22 protein-coding genes are annotated in these 22,581 nt (G+C 73.8%); 12 read left to right on the forward strand and 10 right to left on the reverse strand.

Annotated features, from left to right (window positions below; all coding sequences use genetic code 11):
- Positions 1–92 precede the first annotated feature (92 nt).
- Positions 93–782, forward strand: a complete 690-nt coding sequence (locus ACIQTO_RS21060) for an SDR family NAD(P)-dependent oxidoreductase (RefSeq protein WP_402390011.1) — start codon at positions 93–95, stop codon at positions 780–782.
- A 212-nt stretch (positions 783–994) separates the two neighbouring features.
- On the opposite strand, the gene ACIQTO_RS21065 is transcribed toward ACIQTO_RS21060, so the two are convergent.
- Positions 995–1,876, reverse strand: a complete 882-nt coding sequence (locus ACIQTO_RS21065; RefSeq protein WP_402390014.1) for a carbon-nitrogen hydrolase family protein — start codon at positions 1,874–1,876, stop codon at positions 995–997.
- A 6-nt stretch (positions 1,877–1,882) separates the two neighbouring features.
- Positions 1,883–3,490, reverse strand: coding sequence for an APC family permease (locus tag ACIQTO_RS21070; protein WP_402390017.1), 1,608 nt, complete (start codon positions 3,488–3,490; stop codon positions 1,883–1,885).
- Between the two features lie 124 nt (positions 3,491–3,614).
- Here ACIQTO_RS21070 and ACIQTO_RS21075 point away from each other — a divergent pair, with 124 nt between their 5' ends.
- Complete coding sequence (locus ACIQTO_RS21075) at positions 3,615–4,229, forward strand: TetR/AcrR family transcriptional regulator (RefSeq protein ID WP_402390020.1); 615 nt, start codon at positions 3,615–3,617, stop codon at positions 4,227–4,229.
- Positions 4,230–4,441: 212 nt separating this feature from the next.
- Here ACIQTO_RS21075 and ACIQTO_RS21080 read toward each other — a convergent pair whose 3' ends face one another.
- On the reverse strand, positions 4,442–4,900 hold the full coding sequence (locus ACIQTO_RS21080) for an ATP-binding protein (protein WP_402390023.1): 459 nt from the start codon (positions 4,898–4,900) through the stop codon (positions 4,442–4,444).
- A 132-nt stretch (positions 4,901–5,032) separates the two neighbouring features.
- Between ACIQTO_RS21080 and ACIQTO_RS21085 the strand changes: the two genes are divergently transcribed.
- The 6 genes from ACIQTO_RS21085 (at position 5,033) to ACIQTO_RS21110 (ending at position 8,956) form a co-directional block, all read left to right on the forward strand.
- On the forward strand, positions 5,033–5,905 hold the full coding sequence (locus ACIQTO_RS21085; RefSeq protein WP_402390026.1) for a helix-turn-helix domain-containing protein: 873 nt from the start codon (positions 5,033–5,035) through the stop codon (positions 5,903–5,905).
- Between the two features lie 2 nt (positions 5,906–5,907).
- Positions 5,908–6,093 (forward strand): DUF397 domain-containing protein, encoded by a 186-nt coding sequence (locus ACIQTO_RS21090; protein ID WP_402390028.1) that lies wholly within the window; start codon positions 5,908–5,910, stop codon positions 6,091–6,093.
- A gap of 161 nt (positions 6,094–6,254) precedes the next feature.
- Positions 6,255–7,220 carry a DUF4331 family protein gene (locus ACIQTO_RS21095; RefSeq protein ID WP_402390030.1) on the forward strand — a complete coding sequence of 322 codons (966 nt, stop codon included), beginning with the start codon at positions 6,255–6,257 and terminating at the stop codon, positions 7,218–7,220.
- A 129-nt stretch (positions 7,221–7,349) separates the two neighbouring features.
- On the forward strand, positions 7,350–8,183 hold the full coding sequence (locus tag ACIQTO_RS21100; RefSeq protein WP_402390034.1) for a DUF1206 domain-containing protein: 834 nt from the start codon (positions 7,350–7,352) through the stop codon (positions 8,181–8,183).
- A 128-nt stretch (positions 8,184–8,311) separates the two neighbouring features.
- Entirely contained in the window at positions 8,312–8,503 is a 192-nt protein-coding gene (locus tag ACIQTO_RS21105) for a hypothetical protein (RefSeq protein WP_402390036.1), read from the forward strand.
- A gap of 99 nt (positions 8,504–8,602) precedes the next feature.
- Positions 8,603–8,956, forward strand: a complete 354-nt coding sequence (locus ACIQTO_RS21110) for a cupin domain-containing protein (RefSeq protein WP_402390240.1) — start codon at positions 8,603–8,605, stop codon at positions 8,954–8,956.
- A gap of 88 nt (positions 8,957–9,044) precedes the next feature.
- Here the strand turns inward: ACIQTO_RS21110 and ACIQTO_RS21115 are convergent, their stop codons facing one another.
- The 3 genes from ACIQTO_RS21115 to ACIQTO_RS21125 form a co-directional block, all read right to left on the reverse strand.
- A complete protein-coding gene (locus tag ACIQTO_RS21115) occupies positions 9,045–9,272 on the reverse strand; it encodes a DUF6458 family protein (protein WP_380572260.1) in 228 nt (75 codons plus the stop codon).
- 57 nt (positions 9,273–9,329) lie between these two features.
- Positions 9,330–10,004, reverse strand: a complete 675-nt coding sequence (locus ACIQTO_RS21120) for a hypothetical protein (RefSeq protein WP_402390040.1) — start codon at positions 10,002–10,004, stop codon at positions 9,330–9,332.
- Positions 10,005–10,134: 130 nt separating this feature from the next.
- Positions 10,135–10,668, reverse strand: coding sequence for a hypothetical protein (locus ACIQTO_RS21125; protein ID WP_402390042.1), 534 nt, complete (start codon positions 10,666–10,668; stop codon positions 10,135–10,137).
- A 243-nt stretch (positions 10,669–10,911) separates the two neighbouring features.
- On the opposite strand from ACIQTO_RS21125, the gene ACIQTO_RS21130 reads away from it, so the two are divergent.
- Entirely contained in the window at positions 10,912–11,673 is a 762-nt protein-coding gene (locus ACIQTO_RS21130; RefSeq protein WP_402390045.1) for an alpha/beta fold hydrolase, read from the forward strand.
- A 115-nt stretch (positions 11,674–11,788) separates the two neighbouring features.
- Positions 11,789–12,253 (forward strand): OsmC family protein, encoded by a 465-nt coding sequence (locus tag ACIQTO_RS21135; RefSeq protein WP_402390047.1) that lies wholly within the window; start codon positions 11,789–11,791, stop codon positions 12,251–12,253.
- Positions 12,254–12,289: 36 nt separating this feature from the next.
- On the opposite strand, the gene ACIQTO_RS21140 is transcribed toward ACIQTO_RS21135, so the two are convergent.
- Positions 12,290–15,463: a putative bifunctional diguanylate cyclase/phosphodiesterase gene (locus ACIQTO_RS21140; protein ID WP_402390050.1), complete on the reverse strand. Its 3,174-nt coding sequence runs from the start codon at positions 15,461–15,463 to the stop codon at positions 12,290–12,292.
- A gap of 345 nt (positions 15,464–15,808) precedes the next feature.
- Here ACIQTO_RS21140 and ACIQTO_RS21145 point away from each other — a divergent pair, with 345 nt between their 5' ends.
- On the forward strand, positions 15,809–19,192 hold the full coding sequence (locus tag ACIQTO_RS21145; RefSeq protein ID WP_402390053.1) for an amino acid adenylation domain-containing protein: 3,384 nt from the start codon (positions 15,809–15,811) through the stop codon (positions 19,190–19,192).
- Entirely contained in the window at positions 19,189–19,956 is a 768-nt protein-coding gene (locus ACIQTO_RS21150; RefSeq protein ID WP_402390056.1) for a leucyl/phenylalanyl-tRNA--protein transferase, read from the forward strand. The genes ACIQTO_RS21145 and ACIQTO_RS21150 overlap by 4 nt, the downstream gene beginning before the upstream one ends.
- Positions 19,957–20,028: 72 nt before the next feature.
- Here the strand turns inward: ACIQTO_RS21150 and ACIQTO_RS21155 are convergent, their stop codons facing one another.
- The 3 genes from ACIQTO_RS21155 to ACIQTO_RS21165 form a co-directional block, all read right to left on the reverse strand.
- Positions 20,029–20,520, reverse strand: coding sequence for a PH domain-containing protein (locus tag ACIQTO_RS21155; protein WP_402390059.1), 492 nt, complete (start codon positions 20,518–20,520; stop codon positions 20,029–20,031).
- 203 nt (positions 20,521–20,723) lie between these two features.
- Positions 20,724–21,869, reverse strand: coding sequence for an FAD-dependent monooxygenase (locus tag ACIQTO_RS21160; RefSeq protein WP_402390062.1), 1,146 nt, complete (start codon positions 21,867–21,869; stop codon positions 20,724–20,726).
- 95 nt (positions 21,870–21,964) lie between these two features.
- Positions 21,965–22,579: a GTP-binding protein gene (locus tag ACIQTO_RS21165; RefSeq protein WP_402390065.1), complete on the reverse strand. Its 615-nt coding sequence runs from the start codon at positions 22,577–22,579 to the stop codon at positions 21,965–21,967.
- Between the last annotated feature and the right edge of the window lie 2 nt (positions 22,580–22,581).

Consider the following 22,581-nt stretch of genomic DNA (forward strand, 5'->3'; position numbering starts at 1 on the left):
GCGCGGTCGTGCGTGCGGGCGTGCGTGCGGGCGCGGTGACCGCGTCGTAAACCAGTGGTCGGCGGCACCGCCCCGGAGAGAGGCTGTGCCCCATGACGACAACCTTGATCACCGGGGCCAACAAGGGCCTCGGCCACGAGACCGCCCGCCGCCTGATCGCCGCGGGCCACACCGTCTACCTGGGCGCACGCGACACCGAGCGGGGCACGGCGGCCGCGGCCGGGCTCGGCGCCCGGTTCGTGCAACTCGACGTCACCGACGACGTGTCCGTCGCCGCCGCCGTGGCCACCGTCGAGGCCGACGGCGGCCTCGACGTCCTGGTCAACAACGCCGGAATCGAGGTGCGGTCACCGGAGGGCGGGATCATCGGCGCGGCGGAGCTGACCGCCGACGTGCTGCGCGAGGTGTTCGACACCAACGTCTTCGGCCTGGTCCGGGTGACCCACGCCTTCCTGCCGCTGCTGGAGCGCTCCGCCGCGCCGGTCGTGGTCAACGTCAGCAGCGGCCTCGCCTCGCTGACCCGGGCCGGCCACGGCTACCCGGGGGCCGCCTACCCGGCCTCCAAGACGGCGGTCAACATGCTCACCGTGCAGTTCGCCAAGGCGTTCCCGCTGATGCGGATCAACGCGGTGGAGCCCGGCTACACCGCGACGGACCTGAACCGGCACGCGGGCACGCAGACCGTCGAGCAGGGTGCCGAGATCATCGTCCGGATGGCCCAGCTGGGGCCGGACGGTCCGACCGGCGGCTACTTCGGAGCGGCGGGCCCGCTGCCCTGGTAGGAGCCGGAGACGGTGGGGCCGTGGGGGACGAGCGCGTGCGACGTGGGAAGTCGGCGGGTCCGACTTCCCACGTCGCCTCCGGGGGCCGGGGTTTGGGCGGACGCGGACGCGGGGGACCGGGGCGGGTGGCCCGTCGGACCGGGTGGTGAGCGCCCGGCCCATCCGCGCTGCGGGGAGGGCCGGGTCGCCCGGGCGGGGGCGGGGCCCCCGGGCTACGCCTCCTCCTCCCGCAGCCAGTCCGGGGTGCGGAAGGTGCCGCCGTACATGGGGAGTCGGACGGTCTCGCCGTAGCGGGCGAGCTGGGCCCACGGGCGGTTGAGGCCGGCCGAGCCGTGGCGGCGGACGCGGGTGACGGCGTCCAGGTCGAGGACGTCGACCAGGACCTCCTCGCCGGAGCCGGCCTGTTGGCGGACGATGCCCTCGGGGTCCACGACGACGCTGCCGCCGACGCCGGCCGGGTCGGCCGCGTTGACGTTGACCACGTAGACCTGGTTGGTCCAGGCGTTGGCGCGGGCGCAGACCAGCTCCATCTCCCGGTCGCGGGTGGTGGTGAGGGTGGGCTGGATGACGATCTCCGCACCCAGCCAGGCGAGTTGGCGGTAGGTCTCGGGGAACGAGCCGTCGTAGCAGATGGCCAGGCCCACCCGGCCGGTGCCGGGGATCTCGAAGACGGTGAACTCGTGGCCGGGGGCGGTCTGTTCGTACGGCTGCCAGGGGAACACCTTGCGGTAGCGGGCCGCGATCACGCCCTGTGGGGAGACGGCGATCGCGGTGTTGTAGACGCGCCCGTCCGCCGGGTCCCGCTCGAAGAGGCTGCCGGGGACGAGCCAGAGGCCGGTTTCCACGGCGAGCGCGCAGATCCGGTCGGTGAGCGGGCCGGGGACGGTGACGGCGGCGTGCTCCATCCAGTCGGCGGGGGCCGGCCGCAGGAGCGGGCCCTCGGCGGCGAGCAGCAGCTCGGGGACGACGACGAGCTGGACGTGCGGGAAGAGCGCGCGCGTCGTCCGGACCTGGTCGGCGAAGCGCTGCCAGCCGGCTTCGAGGTCGTGGGGGACGGGCGAGGTCTGCAGGGCGGCGATGGCGAGCGTGCGCATGGTGGCTCAGTCCTCGGTCTGGGTGGTCTGGGTGGTCTGGGTGGTCGGAGCGGTCCGGGCGGTGCCCAGGTCGGAGGTCAGGTCGGAGTCCGGGTCGGTGACCGCGGCGGGGGTGTCGGTGACCGTGAGCCGGGCGACCGTCGTGCGGCCGTCGCGGAAGAATCCGGGCAGGCGGGTGCGCACGACCAGCAGCGCCACCACGCCCACAGCGACGGTCCCGACGCCGAGCAGGAAGACCCCGCCCACGCCGTGGAAGGAGGTGCTGCCGTACGCCGGGTCGACCATGTCGGCGGCGCTGCGGACGAAGGCCGCGAGCATCAGCAGCCCGCCGAGCAGCGGCAGCACACCGCGCAGCAGCAGGTCACGCGGGGAGTCGCGCAGCCGGTCGCGGAAGTACCAGACGCAGGCCAGCGCGGTCGTGCCGTAGTAGCCGGCGATGAGCAGGCCGATGCAGAGGATCGCGTCGCCGAGGAAGTGGCTCGACACCAGGCTGAGCAGGACGATCAGGCCGGCCGCCGACGTGCCGAAGAAGACGGTGCCGAAGCCCGGGGTCAGATGGCGGGGGTGGATCCGTGCGAAGGCGCGCGGCAGGGCGCCGTGCGCGGCCATCGAGAGGGTGCCCCGCGAGGTGCCGACCAGGCAGGTGAGGAGCGCGGACGCGGCCGAGACGCAGACGGCCAGCTGCATCACCCGGGCGAGGGCCTCCCCGAGGACGGGCGGGGCGAGGGCGGCGAGGACGTCGTCGGCGTTGGCCGGGTTGCCGAGTCCGAGGCCGTCGGTGCCGGAGCCGGCGAAGGAGAGCGCGGCGAAGGCGGTGAACAGGTACGTCCCCAGCAGGACGAGGGTGGAGATCACGGCGGCCTGGCCGGGGATGCGGCCGCTGTCGCGGGACTCCTCGTTGGTGGTGATCAGGGCGTCCCAGCCCCAGTAGATGAACAGGCAGAGCAGGACGGCCTGGGCGAACGGCCCGAACCCGTCGAAGCCGAACGGGTCGAGCCAGCTCAGCGACGGGGTGGCGGCGCCGGGCCGGGCGAGGGCGGCGGCGCCGAAACCGAGCAGCGCGAGCAACTGGAGCCCGAGCAGCGCGTACTGGACGGCGGCCGCGACGTGCAGGCCGCGGTAGGCGATCGCGGTGAGCCCGGCCAGCAGCAGGACGGCGGTGACGGTGACGGCGGCGGTGCCGTCGGCGAGCGCGTGCAGACCGAGGAGGGCCAGCAGGTAGCCGGCGCTGACCTTGGCGAGGGCGGTCATCGCGATGACGGTGGCGGCCTGCGCGACCCAGCCCCCGGCGAGCCACCCGGCGGCCGGGCCGAAGGCACGGGTGGTCCAGACGAAGGTGGTGCCGCAGTCCGGCATCTCCCGGTTGAGCTCGCGGAACGCGAAGGCGGTGAGCAGGACCGGCAGGAAGCCGAGCAGCAGCGCGGCCGGGGCGAGGTCTCCGGCGACGAGCGTCACGAAGCCGAGGGTGACGGCGATGCTGTAGGCCGGGGCGACGGAGGAGAGGCCGAGCGCGATCGAGGCGGCGAGGCCGACCGAGCCGGTGCGCAGGCCCTTCCCGGCGGGGGTCGGCAGCGGGGACGGTCTGACGTCGGTGCTGGGAGGGTCGGTCGTCACGGCGGGCTCCTGGGGGGCGGAGAGTTGTTAAACGCAGATTTAAGAGATTGCCCGTCGCATCCGTCAAGAGGGGAGGAGGTATCGTTAAATCTGAATACAACAGAAAGCTCGGAGGGAGCAGGGAGTGGCAGCCAGGAAGGGCAGCGGCAAGGAGGCCCGCCGGGCCGAACTGGGCGCGGCGGTGCAGCGCGCCCTGATGGTGCGCGGCCTGGAGGGCCTGCGGCTGCGCGACATCGCGGAGGAGGCCGGGGTCACGCCCGCCGCCGTGCTCTACTACGGGGACCTCGACGGCCTGGTCCACGAGACCTACCAGCAGGCCATCGAGCGCTACAGCCAGGGGCGCGAGAAGGCGGCGGACGGCTACGCCGACGCCCGCGACAAACTGAAGGCCTGCATCGACCACGGCGTCGCCACCGGCCCCGAGGACGCGCTCACCAGGCTGCTCTTCGAGTACTGGCCGCGCTGCCTGCGGGACGCCAAGGCGGCCGCGCTGGACAGCGCCTTGACGGAACGTCAGATCGCCGTCTACTCGGGCATCCTGGTCCTCGGCGAGGCCCAGGGCCACTTCCTCCTCCCGGACCCGCCGCGTCTGCTGGCCGCCAACTTCGTGGCGATGGAGGACGGTTACCAGATGGAGGTGCTGGCCGGCCGGCGTACGCGCACCGAGGTGATCGGCGCGCTGTACTCCTACGCCCGCGCCGTCACCGGCCACGATCCGGGTGCTCGGGCCGACGGCTGAACGGACGGTGTGGAGTGGGAAGTCGGCCGGCCCGACTTCCCGCTCCGGCTTCAGGGGGACGGGCTCAGGGGGATGGGGTCGGTGGGACGGTGGCGTGAAGGGTCGCCGGGGCCGGCGGCTCGTGGGGTCGGACGGGCAGGGCCCAGGCGGTGAGGGCGAGGAGCAGGGCGAGGGGGAGGAGGGTGAGCGCGGCGGCCTGAACCGTGCGGTGTTCAGACCGCACGGGGGAGGTCGAGTTCGGCCCAGACGGTCTTGCCGTTGGGGTGGCGGGGGATGCTGCCCCAGCGGTCGGCCAGCGCGGCGACGAGCGTGAGACCGCGACCGGACTGGGAGTGGGCGGCGCAGGAGGCGGGCACGGCGGGGTGCCGGTCGCCCCGGCAGTCGGACACCTCGATGCGCAGCGTCGTGCCGCCCCGCGGTGTGGTGGTGAGGGTGAGGGCGAGCTCGAACCGGCGGCCCGGCACGCGCCCGTGGGTGCTGGCGTTGGCGGCCAGTTCGGCGACCACGAGCAGCGCGGAGTGGAAGGCATCGGTGGCGAGGGAGTTGAGACCCCAGGCGGTGAGCTGCTGTCTCGCGATCCGGCGGCCGATCGAGGCGCCCTTGGGGGAGGCGGTGAGCAGCGCACTGTGGGTGCGGGTGGTCGCTGTGTCGAGGGGAATTTCGGACTTCATGTGACAAAGCCTGGTGGCTCGGAAGTACCCTGACCATGCATCCGGTAAGTACGGAGAGTGGCTGTCCGGGCGCGGAGTGTCGGCCTGTCGGTGGGCTCAGGATTAACCGATCGAAACGACGGGGTGGTTGCTGTGGTTCGCGATGAGCGGGTGGCTTTCGAGGACGGCGAACTTCCGGAGGGGTCGGAGGGGGTCGCGGAGTTCTTCAGTGCGGTGGGAAAGCAGATCAAGATCTTCCGTGAACGAGCCGGTCTGACGCAGCGCGAGATGGCCGAAAGGATCGGCTACGGCGAGGACATGGTCGGGGCGGTCGAGCGCGGGCGACGCACCCCGAGGGTGGAGTATCTGACGGCAGCCGATGAACTCCTTGGGGCTGGCGGGGTGCTCAAAGCGGTTGCGGATGACGTCATGAAGGCGAAGATCAGAGTAAGTACGCGGCACCCGGCGTGGTCCAAGGCGTTCACCAGCGAAGAAGCGCAGGCCGTGGAGATCCACGACTACAGCACGCTGGACGTTCCGGGACTGTTGCAGACAGAGGCACATGCCCGGGCGCTGTACGAGATGCGGAAGCCGGTGCTGCCGGACGACAAGGTCGAGAAGTGGGTTGCGGCACGAATGGCACGTCAGGAGGTCCTGACGCGTGCGCCACTGTCCATGATGAGCTGGGTGATCGACGAGAGCGTGCTTCGACGGCCCATGGGTGGTTGGGGTGTGCACGAGGGGCAACTCCGGCATCTGCTCAAGGTCGGCCAGATGCGAGGCCTCGAACTGCAGGTGATGCCGCTGGAGCGAACCGAGCACGCGGGCATGGGTGGCTCGTTCATTCTGCTGATGCCGAAGGGGCGGCAGCAGATTGCCTTCGTCGAGGTGCAGCACGTCAATAGGTTGATCACGGATCCTGAGGAAGTCCGTATCATGGCCGCACGGTACAGCAGCATCAGGGCGCAGGCGCTCGGCATGGGGGAGTCCCTGGCCTTGATCGAGAAGATGCTGGGAGAACGGTGAGCATGGCCGAGCTGACATGGTTCAAGAGCACCTACAGCGGAAATGAAGGCACCGCCTGCGTCGAGATCGCTGAGACGCCCGAGGTCATCCACGTCCGTGATTCGAAGGACAAGAGCGGACCGCAGCTGGCGTTCGAGCCGGCCGCGTGGCAGGCATTCGTAGAGTTCGCCGCTTCTGCGGACAGCTGACGTCCACTCCTCTCTGAATACCCGTCACACCGGCCCGGCCGTCCGCCAATCGGCGGACGGCCGGGTTCTGTACGGGTGGCCTCCCCCTCTTGTACGGGCCCCGCTGGTAGCAACAGAGCCGACAGCCAGGGGGGAACGCAGAGACGAGGTAGCCCAGCGCCATGTCCCACCACCTCAGCGGTCCCAACCTCCGCTCTCCCCGGGGCGACGCCCGGCTCGACCTCACCGACCTGTTCGCGTTCCCGGCGGCCGACGCCTCGGGCCGGACGGTGCTCATCATGAACGTGAACCCGTACGCGCCGACCCAGGCGAAGGAGTTCCACCCGAACGCCGTCTACCGGATCAACATCGACAACGACGGGGACGACCAGGCGGACGTCGCCTACTCCTTCACCTTCTCCGACCCCGAAGCCGGTGCCCAGACCGTCACCGTCCACCGGGCCACCGGCGAGGCCGCCCGCAAGCACGAGGCCACCGGTGACGTCCTCTTCGCCGACGTCCCGGTCGCCTTCGGTGACGCGCCCGACGTCGTCGAGGCCAACGGCTACAAGCTCTCCGTGGGCCTGCGCAGCGACCCGTTCTTCGCCGACCTCGAAGGGATCGTCAACAACTTCACCTGGACCGGCAAGGACGCGATGGCCGAGGCGAACGTCTTCGGCATCGCCCTGGAGATGCCGGACGCCGAACTGGGGCCGGACCCGACGATCGGCGTCTGGGCGCGGGTCAGCCTCCACCAGGACGGTCAGCTGATCTCCGTCGACCGTGGCGCCCACCCCTCCCTGACGGCGTACTTCAACGCCGAGGAGGTCAAGGACGCCTACAACACGGGCGAGCCGTCCGACGACTGGGCGAAGTACCGCGAGCCCTGGACGGCCGTCCTCCAGCACACCGGCGACTACACCGCCGACGCCGCCACCGAGACGCTGAAGCTCGTCCTGCCGGACATCCTGCGCTACGACCGCTCCCGCCCGGCGATCTACCCCAACGGGCGGACGCTGGTCGACGACGTGACCTCCGCCCGGCTGGCCATGGTCTCCGGCGGCAAGATCACCAGCGACCACATCCCCCCGCACGTCGACCTGCTCCCCGTCTTCCCCCACCTGGGCCACCCGCACCCGTCCAGCTGAAGCTCCGGGGCTGCCCGGGTCGAACGGGCAGCCCCGTCACCCCGGCTTCGGACGCGTGTCACGGGGGCGGGCGGGCAGACGCCCCGGCAGACCGGGCGCGGACGGCGCCCGCCGGTGAAGGGGGCCGACGTGGCCGCAGGAGCGCACGGAAGGACGGCGGGCGGGGGACCGGCTGCCGGCGACACGGCGGACCGCGCACTGAGCGGTGCCGGGCGCGCGGGGTTCACGGCCCGGGGCGTCGTCTACGTCCTGGTCGGCTACCTGGCCCTGCGGATCGCCTTCGGCAGGGGCTCCGACGAGGCCGACCGCGAGGGCGCGCTGCGCACGGTGGCGGACGGGCCGTTGGGCCGGGCGGTGCTCTGGCTGCTCGTCGCCGGCTTCGCGGGCATGGCGCTGTGGCGGGCCGGTTCGGTGGTGTTCGGGCGCGGCAAGGACGGCAAGCCGGGCAAGCGGGTCCTGAACGTCGGCCGCGCGCTCTTCTACGGCGCCGTCTGCTGGGGAACCGCGGCGTTCGCGCTGGGCCGTGGCGGACGGTCGAGCAGCGACGACACCTCCAAGGACTGGACGGCCTCCGCCCTCGGTCTGCCGGCCGGGCGTCACCTGGTCGGCGCGGCGGGCCTGGTGCTCGCCGGGATCGGCGTCGGTATCGCCGCCCGGGCCCTGCGGCGCCGCTTCCTGGACCGGCTGGACACGGCGGCGATGGGGCCGCGCACCCGGACGGCCGTCACCGTCTGCGGTGTCGCCGGCAACACCGCGCGCGGCCTCGTCTTCGGGGTGGCCGGCGCTTTCGTCGTCACCGCCGCCGTCCGTTACGACCCGCAGCAGGCCAAGGGCCTCGACGACACCCTCCGCAGCCTCGCCACCACCCCGGCCGGCCCCTGGTTGCTCGCTCCGACCGCCGCCGGCCTGCTGCTCTTCGGCGCCTTCTCCTTCGCCTCCGCCCGCTGGCGGCGCCTCTCCTGACGACCCGCACCGCCCACGCCGCCGCTCGGAGGGGAGCCATACCCCCCATCACCCACCGTGCCGTTCACCGGTGCGGAACCCGGTCGCCGTGGCCCGGCGGTGTGCGGCGATACTCCAGCATGAGCAGAATGGCGCAGGTCATCGTGCTGGCGATGTACGCGGACGAGGTGATGGAGCCGCTGACCCAGCGGTACCTCGGCCCGGCACCCGCGACCCACGCATTCCCGCCCAGCCCGGGATACCTCTGGCGGACGGACGTCGGCGGCGCTGTCCCGGCCGGGTTCTCGACCCGCCCCCAGGACCCGCGACCGGCCTGGTAGCGGCCCGGCGGCCACCGGGCGGGTGCCGGTGCGCGGAGACACCGCGTCACAGAACAGCGCCGGTGCCAGACACCCGAGGGCGAGGAGACCCTCTTGGAGATGTTCCGTTTCGACCGTGCGGAGAAGGTCGTCGACCGCTTCGACAGCGTGGGCGCCACCGCGACCCCGGTCGCGGCCGGGGAGGGGGCTGTCCATCCGACCTGTCTGGCCGTCGAGCCCGGTGGGACGATCGGCGCCCATCCGGCTCCGGTGGCGCAGCTGTTCCTGGTGATCGCGGGGGAGGGCCGGGTGGCGGGCGCCGACGGGCGGCGGGTGTCCGTCTCGGCCGGTGGCGGTGTCCGGTGGGAGCCGGGCGAGGTGCACACCTCCGGCTCGGCCACCGGCCTGACGGCCCTGGCCGTGGAGGGTCCGTCGCTGCTCCTCGCCACCCCGGGCCGACGCGCGGCCTCCTGAGGGCCGCCCCGGCTCCGGCCGTGCTCGTGAACGCCCTTGTGCCGCCGGGCGCGTGGGGGCGTCCGGCGGCACAAGGGCGTTCACCGGGTCAGGCGCCGTCGTAGTAGCGGCGCTCTTCGACCACCGGGTCGACCGCACGCGAGCCCACCAGGCGGCGGCGTCGCAGCGCGCGGGCATAGACGACCAGGCCGAGCAGGCCGGCGACCATCAGGACGACCCCGACGACGTCGAGGTTGACCCCCGACAGGTGCCAGTCGACGGCGAAGGCGAGGATCGCGCCCAGGGCGAACAGGATGATGCAGCCGCCGATACCCATGGCGGTCTCCTTCCCGTGCTGGGGGCGGCCGGACGCGGCCGCCCCGGGTGGGGTCGGTCAGGTGAGCAGTCGGTCCAGGACGGTGCGGTAGTCGCGCATCGCCAGCCGCAGCTGCTCGGTGCGGGCCCCGGCCTCCTGGTCCGGGGTGCGGCAGCCCTCGCGCAGGTCCTCCAGCCGTCGGCGGACGGCCTCGGCGATCAGGTCGGCGGTGCGGCCCACCAGGCCGTCGGCGGCGGCGACGGAGCCGGCGGGATCGTCCACGAAGGCGATCTGGGCGCGCTCCCAGTCGGCCCGTGCCTCCTGGACGGCCTGTGCGTCCAGCCAGGGGCCGAGGCCGCCGGCCGGTCGGCCGGGGGCGGTCGGCGCGACGGTCTCACCGGTGGGGGTGGTCGGAGCCTGCGGCATCAGCGGCGGGGCGGGCGGCGCCGCCGGGGCGGCGGGGACGGCGGCCGGGGCAGGCGGTTCGGGCTCGCGGACCGCCGGGAACACCTGGAGCGCGGCGCCGTCCGGCCGGTCGTCGGCCCGGGTCCGGCCGGGTGCGGGTGCGGGCTCGTGGCCGGCGGCGTGCCGGGGGTTGCCGGACCGGGCGGGCCGTTGCTCCGGCCCGCCCGCGGCCCGGTCGCCCGGGCGCGGTCCGGCGTGGCGCGGGTCGGCGCGGTGGACCCGGCCGTGACCGGTCCGGTCGTCGTCGCTCGGGCCGTTTCCGCTGCGGTGCTGCTCGATTCGGGTCATGTCTCCTCCTCGGACTGACGTCGTGCGGATGCCGTAGGAACAGCGGCCGTAGGAACAGCGGCCGTACGAAGACCGGCCGTACCGATGCCGACCGTGCCGATCGGACCGCTGCCGGACGGCTGGAAGCCGGTCAGTGCCGGACGGGTACGCCGCTGTGCTCGTCGTGGAGCAGCGCCACGACCAGGTCGCGGACGGCGATCACGGAACGGCGCAGTTCCTCGCTGTCGGCGCCCGGGTCGTCCAGCGTCCGGCGGGCGTCGCGGTAGGCGGGCACCCGGGCGGCGTGGTCGACGGAGAGGAGCTCCGGACGGTCCTCGTCCGGGTAGCCCAGGTCGGTGAGCAGGGAGTCGAGCAGCCCCGCCGTGCGGACTGCGGACTGGCGCGGATCCTCGACGAACAGGGCCTGCAGGCCGCGCAGTTCGGCCAGGTAGCGGTCCCGGTCGGTGGCCTCGACCGGGACGGTCTTCACCCGGCGGCGCAGCGCCAGCCGGTCGGTCAGGTCGTGTTCGGCCGCGCGGACGTCGCCGTCGTGGGCGAGGACGGCGCGGTCGTATTCCGGCCCGAACCGCGCGCGCAGCCTGCGCGAGCGCAGTCGGGGAGCCAGGACGGCGAAGAGTGCGGCCGCGGCGACGACCGCGACGACGACGATCTGGAGAGCCTCCATCTCCGCTCCTTTCGGGGGCGGTCCGCCGGTGCGGCCGCCGGGCCCTCGCCTTGCCCGTCCGGCGTGCGGCAAACCCCCGCGACACCCGGGAGTTGTCGCGCCGTCGGCCGCCGGAACGGCCGGGTGCCCGGCCGCGGGAGGTCTCGGGTACGGTTCCCGTGCACATGATCGACTGTGTTACCTCGACCGCCTGTGCACATCGACCGCCTGTGTCCGGGCGGCGGCCCGAAAGGTCATCCACCCATGCGCTTCCTCGCGGAGACGGCCTCGGACGGGGTCTCGCAGCGCCGCTTCACCCTCGGCGACGTCCCGGGCGTCCTCTGGTCACCCGCCGCCGCCGTCGGCGGCCGCCCGTTGGTGCTGCTGGGTCACGGGGGCGGCGGGCACAGCCGGACCCTGGCGATGGCGGCGCGCGCCCGCCGGCTGGTGACGGAGTACGGCTTCGCGGTCGCGGCCGTGGACGCGCCCGGCCACGGCGACCGGCCGCGCACCGCGCGGGACGAGTGGTTCGAGGCGGAGATCGGGGCGTTGCTGGCGGCGGGCGAGCCGTTGAGCCCGGGGATCGCCGGGCACACGGCCGCCCTCGCGGCGCGGGCGGTGCCGGAGTGGCGGGCCGTGCTGGACGCGGTCCGCGCGCTCGACCCGGTGGGCGCCGAGCACCCGGTCGGCTACTGGGGGCTGTCGCTGGGCAGCGTGATCGGCCTGCCGCTGGTCGCGGCCGAACCGCGGATCGCCGCCGCCGTGGTGGGCCTGGCCGGCGACGACTCGCTGACCGCCTCGGCGGCCCGGGTCACCGTTCCGGTCCGGTTCCTGTTGCAGTGGGACGACCGACTGGTCCGCCGCGAGGCGGGTCTCGCGCTGTTCGACGCCCTCGGCTCCCGGGAGAAGACGCTGCACGCCCATCCCGGGGGGCACGGGGACGTGCCCGCCGCGGAGTCGGAGCAGGCGGAGCGGTTCCTCGCACGCCACCTCCGCGCGCCCGGTTCGGCCCCCGGAGCCCGGTGAGCCCCCCCGCGCCCCCCGAGCCTCCCGCCCCGGAGCCGCGTGCCGGGCACCGGCGGCCGTGCGGGAGAGTGGGGGCGTCACAGGGCAGGACCGGATCCGCAGAAGAGGGATGACGATGGAACAGCAGCAGCCCGAGCGCGGGCTCGTCGTGGTGAGCGAGAACGGCGTCGGCCGGTACGGGCAGCGGGTCCGGGCCGGCCGGCACGAGCTGGTGGCCGACGAGCCGGCGCCGGCGGGCGAGGACAGCGGGCCGAACCCCTACGACCTGCTGCTGGCCGCGCTCGGCAGCTGCACCTCGATGACGGTGCGGATGTACGCCGAGCGCAAGGGCTGGCCGCTGGAGAAGGTGACGGTCGCGTTGCGCCACGAGCGGGTGCACGCGAAGGACTGCGCGGAGTGCGAGAGCGGGCACGGGCTCGTCGACCGGATCACCCGGGAGATCCGGCTGGACGGCGCCCTCGACGCCGAACAGCGCCGGCGCCTGCTGGAGATCGCGGAGAAGTGCCCGGTGCACCGGACGCTGACCGCCGGGGTGGTGGTCAGCACCACGGAGGTACCGCCGGAGGGCGCGCGGGCCTGATCCGGCGTGCCCCGCGCCGGCCGGCCCGCCGGCCCGTCACGTCCGCCGGACGCCCGCCAGGTCGGCCTCGCCCCGGACCAGGGCGCCGGCCTGGTCGGGCGTCAGCGGCCGGGCGAAGAGGTAGCCCTGGCCGAGCGGGCAGCCCATGGCGGCGAGCAGGTCGCGCTGTTCGGTGTTCTCGATGCCCTCGGCGATGACCTGGACGCCGAGCGTGTCCGCGATCCTGGTGATGCCCTCGACCAGCGCGTACTGCTGCTTCGACATCCCGAGCCCGTCGATGAAGGACTTGTCGATCTTCAGGATCGAGATCGGGAACTCCCGCAGGTAGGAGAGCGAGGAGTACCCGGTGCCGAAGTCGTCGATCGCGATGCCCAGGCCCAGGTCGGCCAGCGTGCGCATGTCGGTGTGCACGCGTTCGTCGCGGCGCATCAGGACCGACTCCGTGAGCTCCAGCACCAGCCCGTTGGGGTCGATTCCGGAGGCCCGGATCGCTCCCCGCACGACGTCGACGAAGCCGGCGTCACGGAACTGCCGGGCCGACACGTTCACGTTGACCCGCAGCGGGGGCCGCCCGTCGGCGCGGCGGCGGTCGGCGGTCAGCCGCTGCCAGCCGGCGGCCTCGTGGGCGGCGCGTTCCAGGACCCAGGCGCCGAGCGGCACGATCTGGCCGCTCTCCTCCGCGAGCGCGATGAACTCGTCCGGGAGGACCATGCCGCGGCGGTCGTGCGGCCAGCGGACCAGCGCCTCGAAGGCGACCAGGTCGCCCGTCGCCAGGTCGACGATCGGCTGGTAGTACAGCTTGAACGCCGATTCGGCGATCGCGGTGTCCAGGTTCTCGTTCAGTTCGTGCCGCTCGACCAGGCCGGCCTGCAGCGCGGGCTGGTAGTGGCACCACTGGCGCTTGCCGGCCGACTTCGCCGAGTACAGCGCCAGGTCGGCGTGGGTGAGCAGCTCCGCCGCGTCCACGCTGTCCTCGGTGGTCGCCACGCCGATGCTCGCCGTCACCCGGACCGCGCCCGCGCTCAGCTTGAAGGGTTCGACGAACGCGGCCAGCACGCTGTCGGCGATCGAGCCGACGTCCGCCGGACGCACCGCGTCCTCCACCAGCACCGCGAACTCGTCGCCGCCGAGCCGGGCCGCCGTGTCGGAGGTGCGCAGCGCGGTGGAGACCCGCAGCGAGACGGCGACCAGCAGCTCGTCGCCGACCGCGTGGCCCTGGGTGTCGTTGACCACCTTGAAGTCGTCCAGGTCGATGAAGAGGACGCCGGTGACCGCGCCGCTGCGCTCGCCCCGGGAGAGCGCGTGGCCGACCCGGTCCTGGAAGAGCACGCGGTTGGCCAGGCCGGTGAGGGAGTCGTGGAAGGCCCGGTGGGTGAGCTCGCGCTCCATCTGCCGCTGCTCGGTGACGTCGCGCAGGGTGAGCACCAGGCCGCCGACGGTCGGATCCCCGCGCAGGTCGTTGCAGCGGACCTCGGCTTCGATGGGCGTGCGGTCCTGGCGCAGCAGGCGCCAGTGCTCGCGCTGCGGCTCGCGGTCGTTGCCGGAGCGGGTGCCGCTGCCGTCCAGGCCCCGCATCCGGGCCAGCGCGCTGCCGACGGCGCGGCTGTCCTCGGGCGGGACGAGGTCGGTGATCAGCACGCCGTCCAGGTCGGAGTAGCCGAGCACGCGCTCGGCGGAGGAGGACGCGTAGCGGACGCCGTCGTCGGTGTTGAGGATCAGGATGACGTCGCTGGCGCTCTGCACCAGGGTGCGGAAGTAGGCCTCGCTGTTGCGGCGGGTGATCTCCTGGCTCAGCATGACCCGCTCGACGGCCAGCGCGGCCTGGGCGGCCAGGATCTCCAGCGAGCTCCAGAGGCTGGTCAGCTCCTGCTCGGTGCCGGTGACGATGAGGGCGCCGATCAGCGGGTCGCCGGAGGGGCGCTCGGCCAGGGTGAGCGGGCAGAGCAGGGCGCAGGGCATGCCGTCGAAGCGCGCGGCGAGGTCGGTGCCGATGTCCTCGACGGGGAGTAACCGGGTCTCGCGGACGGCCGCGAGGGCGAGCACCTCGTCGGAGTCGGAGCCGTCGCGCGCGTGGTGCTGGGCGGGGCCGCGCTCGGCGTGCCGGATGTGCAGGACGCCGGCCTCGCTGACCGCGAGCAGGGCGACGTGTCCGAGCTCGGTGGGCATCAGGGTGGAGGCGGCGGCCTGGACGGCGTCGGCGACCTCCTCGACCGTGACGGCCGCGGTGAGCGAGGCGCCGGCCTCGCGCAGGACCCGTTCGCGGGCGATGGCCTCCCGCCGGGCGCTCACCACGAGCGCGAGGCGGGCCAGCACCAGCAGGAAGAGCAGTGCGGAGAAGGCGCCGATCACCCCGGCGTTGTGGGTGTTGCCGTTGATCGACTCGACGATCAGGATCGTCGGCGCGACGAGCGAGGCCGCGGCGAGCAGGGCGAGCCGGCCGCGGCCGAGGTCCACCTGTTGGCTGGGGACGGGTTTGGTGAGCTCGACCATCGAGGGGTGCAGGGCGGCCGCGCCCCAGGCGGTGTAGAAGGCCGCCCAGCCGAGGTCGACCGGGGTGCCGATGTGCCAGTTGCCGTGCAGCAGGATCAGCCCGTACAGGATGTCGGAGATCAGCAGGCCGATGGTCCCGACGGTGAGCAGTTGGAGGGCCCGGCTGCCGCCGCCGCGTGGCACCAGCAGGCGCAGCAGCAGGGCGAGGACCACCACGTCGCCCAGCGGGTAGGCGATCGACACGGCCTTCTGGAACCAGCTGAGGTCCGGGTTCCGGGCGTAGGGGAGGATCAGGTAGATCCACGCGAGCAGCGCCAGGCCCATGGTGAGGATGAGGGCGTCCAGCAGGCTGGCGCGGTCCTGATGGGCCGTCCGCCAGCGGATGAAGCCCAGCACGCCCGCCGCGTACAGCAGGTACTCGGCGAGGTAGAAGCCGTCGGCCACGGAGGGGAAGGGGCTGCCCAGGTGCAGGAACTGCATCTGGACGACCTGGACGACCTCGCCGGCGGTGAAGCTGAGGTTGGCGAGTGCGAGCAGGTACCAGAACAGCGGGTGCGCCGGGCGGTTGAGGTGCACACCGATCACGATGGCCGCGACGCCGCCGAGGCCGATGCCGGTCCACCAGATGATCCGCTGGGTCGGGTTGCTGTAGTAGATGCAGGTGAACAGCACCATCCACGACAGGTAACAGACCATCAGGCGTTGTCGCCGACGTGTCAAGGAGGCTACCTCCTCCGCGACATCACCGCGCCGATCCGGCGGTGACTTCGGGTGGGGCGGATCCCGCGGTGCGCAGGTCCGCTCGTTCTGCTCGGAGTTGGGCTCGGAGTTCTGGGGGTTGGGCTCGGGAATCGCCACGGAGGCGTCGTGCGGGGCCTCCGGCCGGGGGTGCCCACAGTTTTCGGGCAGCGGCCTCGTGCGTCCGGTGGCTTGCGGCCGGACGTTCGAAATAGGCCTTGAGTGCGTATAGTCGGAAATGTCGCACCTCCCAGCATTCTGCCGCCAACGCACGAGGTCAAGCCGGTGGACGATGCAGTCGACAGCGCACAGGGCGCACGTTCGGATGTGAGTTCCGGACGTCACGCCGTGGTGCGGAACGAAGACGGTCAGTACGCGATCTGGCCCGGTGACTTCACCGTGCCGGGTGGCTGGCGCACGGTGTTCGGCCCGGCCTCCCGCGAGGAGTGCCGGGCCCACGTCGAGCGTGAGTGGCGCTGGGGCGGCTTAGGCCTCCCGGGGCCCGGCGGGGCCGGTCGCGGACCGTCCCGGGCCGGGTTCTCGGACACCGTGCACGGGCTGTTCCGGGCCCGCGCCGCCCATGATCCGGACGCGATCGCGGTGCTCACCGAGAACGGCGAGCTGAGCTACCGCGAGCTCGACCGGCGCAGCGACCGGCTGGCCGCCGCGCTGCGCGCCCGGGGCATCGGGCCGGAGCGGGTGGTGCCGGTCTGCCTGGAGCGCGGCGCGGACCTCGTGACGGCCTGGCTCGGCGTGCTCAAGGCCGGCGGGGCGTTCCTGCCGCTGGATCCGGCCCACCCGCAGCGGCGGCTCGCGCAGCTCGTGGAGGACTGCCGGGCCGCGGTGGTGGTCGCGGCGCGCGGCCGGCGGTTCGCCGGCGCCCCGGCGATCGCGGTCGACGGACGGGCGGACGGCGAACCGGGCGCGGGCACGGGTACGGACCCGGGCCCCGACCCGGTGGCGGACACGGCCGCGCCCGACGACCTCGCCTACCTGATCTACACCTCCGGCACCACCGGCACCCCCAAGGGCGTGCCGGTCACGCACCGTTCGCTGGTCTTCACGCTGGACCGGGTGATGCGCGCCTACGGGCTCACCCCGCGTGACCGGGTCCTCCAACTCGCCGCGCTGGGCTTCGACACCTCGCTGGAGCAGGTCTTCGCCACGCTGCTGAGCGGCGCGACACTCGTCCTCGGCGGCGCGCGGACCTGGGCGCCGACCGAACTGGTGCACCGGATGGGCGAGCTGGAGCTGACCGTCGCCGACCTCACGCCCGCCTACTGGCACCACGTGCTCGCGCTGCTCCCCGAGGGGGGTCCGGCCCCCGCGGGCCTGCGGCTGGTCGTGGTCGGCGGGGACACCGTGCACACCGACGACTGCCGGGACTGCCTGGCCCGGCTGCCCGGGGTCCGGCTGGTCAACGCCTACGGGGTGACCGAGGCGGCCGTCACGTCCGCGCTCTGCGAGATCACCGCGGCCGTGCTGGGGCCGGCGGGCGGGGTCGGGGCCGGCGCGGCCCCCGTCCCGATCGGCAAGCCGCTGCCGGGGGTGCGGCTGCACCTGCTGGACGCCCGGCTCAGCCCGGTCCGGCCCGGCGAGAAGGGCGAGATCTACCTCGGCGGCCCCGGTCTGGCCCGCGGCTACTGGCGGGCCCCCGGGCTCACGGCCGAGGCCTTCCTGCCCGATCCCTACGCGCCCGTGCCCGGCGAGCGGATGTACCGCACCGGCGACGCCGGGCGCTGGCGGGCCGACGGCCAGCTGGAGATCCTCGGCCGCTTCGACGACCAGGTCAAGGTCCGCGGCTACCGGGTCGACCCGGCCGAGGTGGAGTCGGTGCTCGCCGCCCACCCGGAGGTGCGGCAGGCCCGGGTCGCCGCCGACGGCAGCGCCGACGGCGCGCACGTCCTGACCGCCTACTACACGCTCGCCGGGCGGGACGGATCCGGCGCCCAGGCCCGGCGCGCCCGGATCCGCGCGTACCTGGCCGAGCGGCTGCCGGACTTCATGGTCCCGGCCGACTTCGTGCTGCTCGACAGCATGCCGCTCACCGCCGCCGGCAAGATCGACCGGCGCCGGCTGCCGCGCACCGCGCCGCAGCTCCAGCGGCGCGCGAGCGGCGACGGCGACGGCGACGGCGGGAGCACGGTGGAGGCCCGTGGCGCCGGCACCCGGGCCGACGTGGCCGACCGCGCCCGCCGCGGCGCCGGCGCGCTCCTCGACGGCGGCGGCAGCACCATCGAGCCCGCCGTCGCCCACCTCTGGTCCGAGCTGCTCGGCGTCGAGGAGGTCGGACCGGCCGACGACTTCTTCGCCCTCGGCGGCAACTCGCTGCTCGCCATGGAGATGCTGGCCCGGGCCCGGATCATGTTCGGCATCGACGTCACCCGGATCCGCCACCTCACCCGCTCACTACTGCGCGACGCCACCCTGCGGGCCTTCGCGACCGCCACCCAGGCCGCCCGCTCCGGCGGCAACGGCTTCGGCGAGGCGGCCGTCGACTGGCGGGCCGAGGCCGAACTCGGCACCCCGGTCCGGCAGTCCTGGCGCCCCGCGCCCTCGCGCGCCGAGCCGGCCGAGATCCTGCTCACCGGTGCCACCGGCTTCTGCGGCGCCCACCTGCTCGACGCCCTGCTGGACACCACCCGGGCGCGCGTCCACTGCCTGGTCCGCGCCCCCGACGAGGAGCACGCCCTGGAGCGCATCCGCGGCGCCCAGCAGCGGTACCTGGGGCAGGACGTGCTGGACAGCCGGGTGGTCCCGCTGGTCGGGGACCTCGCCGAACCGCTGCTCGGGCTGTCCCAGCACCGCTTCCAGTCGCTCGCCGAGAGCCTGGACGCGATCCACCACCTCGGCGGGCAGGTCAACTTCATCTACCCCTACCACCAGCTGCGCGGTCCCAACGTCGGCGGCACCCGGGAGATCGTCCGGCTGGCCGGACACTCGCGGGGCATCCCGGTGCACTACCTCTCCACACTCGCCGTGCTCGCCGGCTTCGGCCCGGCAGGCGTCGGCGAGGTGACCGAACGGACGCCGCTGGCCCACCCGGAGCGGCTCGCGGTCGGCTACGTGGAGAGCAAGTGGGTCGCCGAGCAGCTGCTGCACAACGCGGCGGCGGCCGGGCTGCCGGTCACCGTGCTGCGGACGAACGACGTCACCGGGGACCTCGCCACCGGGGTGATGAACACCGGGACGGAGATCTGTGCCCTGATCAAGTACATGGCCGACAGCGGGAGTTGCCCGGACGTCCGGCTGCTGCTCGACTTCGTCCCGGCCGACCGGTTCAGCCGGGCCGTCGCGCACATCGCCCGCCACGCCCCCGCGATCGGCGAGGTCTACCACGTGACCTCGCCGCGCCCGGCCCTCCTCGCCGACCTCGCCGACCGGCTGCGGGCACGCGGCCACCGGGTGGAGCGGGTCCCGTACAAGGCCTGGGTGGAGGACCTGGTCCGGTTCGCCGCCGGGCACCCCACCCACCCGATGACCCCGTTCGTGCCGCTCTTCGTGGACCGCAGTCCGGGCACCGACCTCTCCATCAGCGAGATGTACTTCCGCCCGACGTTCCCGCTGTTCGACCGGGCCAACACCGAACAGGCGCTGGTGGGCAGCGGGATCGACCTGCCGGCGGTGGACGACGCGTTACTCGACCGCTACCTGGAGCAGTTGACGGCGGAGGGCTTCCTGACGCCTCCGGTCGGGGTGGTTCGCCGGTGAGCGGGCCGGGCGCGGTGTTCGAGCGGCTGGACGTGCACCGGGCGCCGGGGGACGGCCCGGTGGCGTTCGGCGCGGAGCTCGGGGCGGACGTGCTGTTGGCGGCCTACGGCCGCGGACTCTTCCCGATGCCCGCCGACGACTACGCCAGCGCCTTCAACGAGGCCCGGTTCGAGGAGGCGGTGGCGGCGGGGGAGGTGGCGTTGTTGCCCGGCGGCGACGACGACCCCTACGCGCTCGCCTGGTGGTCGCCCGACCCCCGTCCGGTGATCGCCCCGGACGGGGTGCGCGTCGGGAGCCGGCTCGCCCGGCGGCTGCGGAACGGCCTGCGGTGGCGCACCAGCGCCGACCGGGCCTTCCCGCAGGTCCTCGCCGCCTGCGCGGAGGGGCGCCAACCGCCTTGGCTCACCGCGCGGTTGCGGTCCTCGCTGCTCGAACTGCGGGAGCGCGGGGCGGCCCACAGCGCCGAGGTCTGGGAGGGTGAGGAGCTGATCGGCGGGGTCTTCGGGGTCAGTGCCGGGCCCGTGCTCAGCCTCGACTCGATGTTCCACCGCCGCGCCGACGCCGGCCGGGTCGCCGTCGCCGACCTCGCCGCCCGCTTCGCCGCAGCCGGCGGCCGCCTGCTGGACGCCCAGTGGGACACGCCCCACGTCCGCACCCTCGGGGCCGGCCTCGTCCCGCGCGAGCGCTACCTCGCCGAACTCGCGGCCCCGGCGGACGTCGGCCCGCTCGCCACCGAGGTGCTCCCGGCGGCCCGGCTGGGCTGAGCCGCGTCCCGGCGGCCGGCCGGGTCGTTGGTCGGCCGGCCGACCGGGCCGCTGGTCAGCCGGTGGTACCGCTCACGCGGTCGATCCGGCGTCGTCGGGCTGCTGCCGGTGCCGGGTCAGGAGCTCGGTCAGCCGGGCCACCTCGCGGTCCACCACCACGTGCTTGTCGTCCACGAACGGCAGCAGGACCTTCCGGCCGCCCGCGAGGTGTGCGTAGGTGAGGAACCGCGGTGCGCCCCGGCCCAGATGGGCGTTCGGGTTGGGCTGCTTGCGGATCTCCTCGATGTCGGCCCAGGCCAGCCGCCGGCGCCGGATCATCCCGCGGACCTTGATGCCCTCCGTGGTGACCACGGTCGCGGCCTGCGCGGCCGACAGGACCAGGAGCAGGCAGAGCCCCAGGATCACCAGGGTGCCGGCGCCCTTCGTCCCGGAGGAGAACTCCTCGTCGGCCCAGAGCGGGAGCAGGGCCCCGCCCGACAGCAGCAGGATGGTGAACGCGAAACCCCCGATCCGCGTGCTCGCCACCCGGTACTCGTGCGGAAGTCTCAGACTCTCGGTACTCATGCCGCCCACCCCTGACGAAGGTCGTCCCCGGACATCGACCGGTCTCGCAGTGTAGGGGCGCGGGGCGTCCGCCGACAGGGGATCGGGCCGATCGGGCCGTGCGGACCAGCCGGCGGATCTGCTTCGAACAACCAGGCCCCGCACGGGAGTTCTCGTGCGGGGCCGGTCCGGCCCGGTGGGCCGCCGTCGCTACGGGGCGGCCGTCAGTACGGCTGGACGAGGACGTGGGCGGCGCCGGGGATGCCGACCTTCAGCAGCTCGTCCTCCTCCGGGGTGGTCGGCGTGCCGGTCTCCTGCTTCAGGACCGCCCGCGAGAGGGCCTGCACCCACATCGCGCGCGGCCGGCGGCGCTCCTCCCAGGCGGCGAGCGCGGCGGCGACGTCGGTGGCGGGGTCCTCGACGGCGTCCAGGCTCTGGGCCAGCACCAGCGCGTCCTCGACCGCCATCGCCGCGCCCTGCGCCAGGTGCGGGGTGCTCGCGTGCGCGGCGTCACCGGCCAGCACCACCCGGCCGACGTGCCACGGCTCCTCCACGCTGACCTGCGAGATCCGCGAGTAGACCACCGCGGCCGGGTCGGTGACCAGCGCCAGCGCCTCGGCGACCGGGCCGCCGAAGCCGGCCAGCCGCTCGGCGAGCTGCTCGTGGGCGCGCTCCGGGTCGGGGCGGAAGTCCTCGGCCTCGGCGAAGACCGAACCCAGGTACATCAGGTCGTCGGTGATCGGGGTCAGCAGGGCCTTCGCCTTGAGGTTCCCGGTGGACATCACCACGCCCTGCACCTCGGGGGAGCGCGGCAGCGTCACCCGCCAGTTGGCGAAGCCGGTGTACTCGGGCGCGTACGCCTCGCCGTACAGGCGCCGGCGCAGCGGCGAGCCGATGCCGTCGAAGCCGACCACCAGGTCGTACCGGTCGCGGTGACCGTCGGTCAGGGTGACGTCGACGCCCGTGCCGTCGTCGGTGAGGTCGTCGATCGTGGTGCCGAAGCGGAGCGTGGCACCGGCCGCGGTGGCGGCGGCGCTCAGCACCTCGGCCAGGGCGGGGCGCGGTATGCCGTTGTTGGACGGGGCGTCACCCATCCGCGGCTGCGGGATCTTGGCGAGGGTGGCGCCGGCCGGGTCGCAGATGGTCAGCACCTCCCACGCGAAGCCGGCCGCCAGGCAGGCGTCCAGCACGCCGATCTCGCGCATCACGTGCAGGGCGTTGGAGGGCTGGATGATGCCGACGCCGAGCGCCTCCAGGCCGTCGCGCAGCTCGGCCACGTCGACCCGGTGGCCGCGCCGGGCGAGCGCGGTGGCCAGGGTCAGGCCGCCGATGCCGCCGCCGTGGATCAGTACGCGCAGGGGTGAGGTCATGACGGGGTTCTCCCAAAGGGGTCGGAACGCGAAGGAGCGGTCGGAACGGTCGGGGGGCGGCCGGTCGGGGGCAGCCGGTCCGGGTCGGGCCGGGTTCAGCCGACGGGCGAGGGCCGGGCGGCGGAGAGGTCCAACAGGTGGTCGACCAGGGCCAGCAGCAGGTCGCGGCCGAAGCCGCGCTCGCGGACGTCGCCGAGCAGCATCGGCACCTGCGGGTCGAGGTCGAGGGCGGCCCGGATCTCGTCCGGCGTCCGGGTGTTGTGCCCGTGGAAGCAGTTGATCGCGACCACGAACGGGATGCCCCGGCTCTCGAAGAAGTCGATCGAGGCGAAGCTGGTGTCCAGCCGGCGGGTGTCGGCGATGACGACGCCGCCGAGCGCGCCGTTCACCAGGTCGTTCCACATGAACCAGAAGCGCTCCTGCCCGGGCGTGCCGAACAGGTAGACCACCAGGTCGGGACTGACGGTGATCCGCCCGAAGTCCAGCGCGACGGTGGTGGTGTCCTTGCTGTCCACGCCGGACAGGTCGTCCACGCCCACGCTGGCGCGGGTCAGGTACTCCTCGGTGCGCAGCGGCGCGACCTCGCTGACCGAGCCGACCAGGGTGGTCTTGCCGACGCCGAAGCCGCCCGCGATGAGGATCTTCACGGCGGAGGGCGCGGCGGGGGTGCCGGGGGCGGAGGAGGAGGGAAGAGGTGCGGTCGGTGCCATGG

This window comes from Kitasatospora sp. NPDC091207, from assembly GCF_044768625.1.
GTDB lineage: Bacteria > Actinomycetota > Actinomycetes > Streptomycetales > Streptomycetaceae > Kitasatospora.

What these genes read in the sequence shown, in the direction of transcription:
- ACIQTO_RS21060 (WP_402390011.1), top strand. Translation starts at nt 93, where the DNA reads ATGACGACAACCTTGATCACCGGGGCCAACAAGGGCCTCGGCCACGAG.
- ACIQTO_RS21065 (WP_402390014.1), bottom strand. Translation starts at nt 1,876, where the DNA reads ATGCGCACGCTCGCCATCGCCGCCCTGCAGACCTCGCCCGTCCCCCAC.
- ACIQTO_RS21080 (WP_402390023.1), bottom strand. Translation starts at nt 4,900, where the DNA reads ATGAAGTCCGAAATTCCCCTCGACACAGCGACCACCCGCACCCACAGT.
- ACIQTO_RS21090 (WP_402390028.1), top strand. Translation starts at nt 5,908, where the DNA reads ATGGCCGAGCTGACATGGTTCAAGAGCACCTACAGCGGAAATGAAGGC.
- ACIQTO_RS21095 (WP_402390030.1), top strand. Translation starts at nt 6,255, where the DNA reads ATGTCCCACCACCTCAGCGGTCCCAACCTCCGCTCTCCCCGGGGCGAC.
- ACIQTO_RS21105 (WP_402390036.1), top strand. Translation starts at nt 8,312, where the DNA reads ATGGCGCAGGTCATCGTGCTGGCGATGTACGCGGACGAGGTGATGGAG.
- ACIQTO_RS21110 (WP_402390240.1), top strand. Translation starts at nt 8,603, where the DNA reads ATGTTCCGTTTCGACCGTGCGGAGAAGGTCGTCGACCGCTTCGACAGC.
- ACIQTO_RS21115 (WP_380572260.1), bottom strand. Translation starts at nt 9,272, where the DNA reads ATGGGTATCGGCGGCTGCATCATCCTGTTCGCCCTGGGCGCGATCCTC.
- ACIQTO_RS21120 (WP_402390040.1), bottom strand. Translation starts at nt 10,004, where the DNA reads ATGACCCGAATCGAGCAGCACCGCAGCGGAAACGGCCCGAGCGACGAC.
- ACIQTO_RS21125 (WP_402390042.1), bottom strand. Translation starts at nt 10,668, where the DNA reads ATGGAGGCTCTCCAGATCGTCGTCGTCGCGGTCGTCGCCGCGGCCGCA.
- ACIQTO_RS21130 (WP_402390045.1), top strand. Translation starts at nt 10,912, where the DNA reads ATGCGCTTCCTCGCGGAGACGGCCTCGGACGGGGTCTCGCAGCGCCGC.
- ACIQTO_RS21135 (WP_402390047.1), top strand. Translation starts at nt 11,789, where the DNA reads ATGGAACAGCAGCAGCCCGAGCGCGGGCTCGTCGTGGTGAGCGAGAAC.
- ACIQTO_RS21155 (WP_402390059.1), bottom strand. Translation starts at nt 20,520, where the DNA reads ATGAGTACCGAGAGTCTGAGACTTCCGCACGAGTACCGGGTGGCGAGC.
- ACIQTO_RS21160 (WP_402390062.1), bottom strand. Translation starts at nt 21,869, where the DNA reads ATGACCTCACCCCTGCGCGTACTGATCCACGGCGGCGGCATCGGCGGC.
- ACIQTO_RS21165 (WP_402390065.1), bottom strand. Translation starts at nt 22,579, where the DNA reads ATGGCACCGACCGCACCTCTTCCCTCCTCCTCCGCCCCCGGCACCCCC.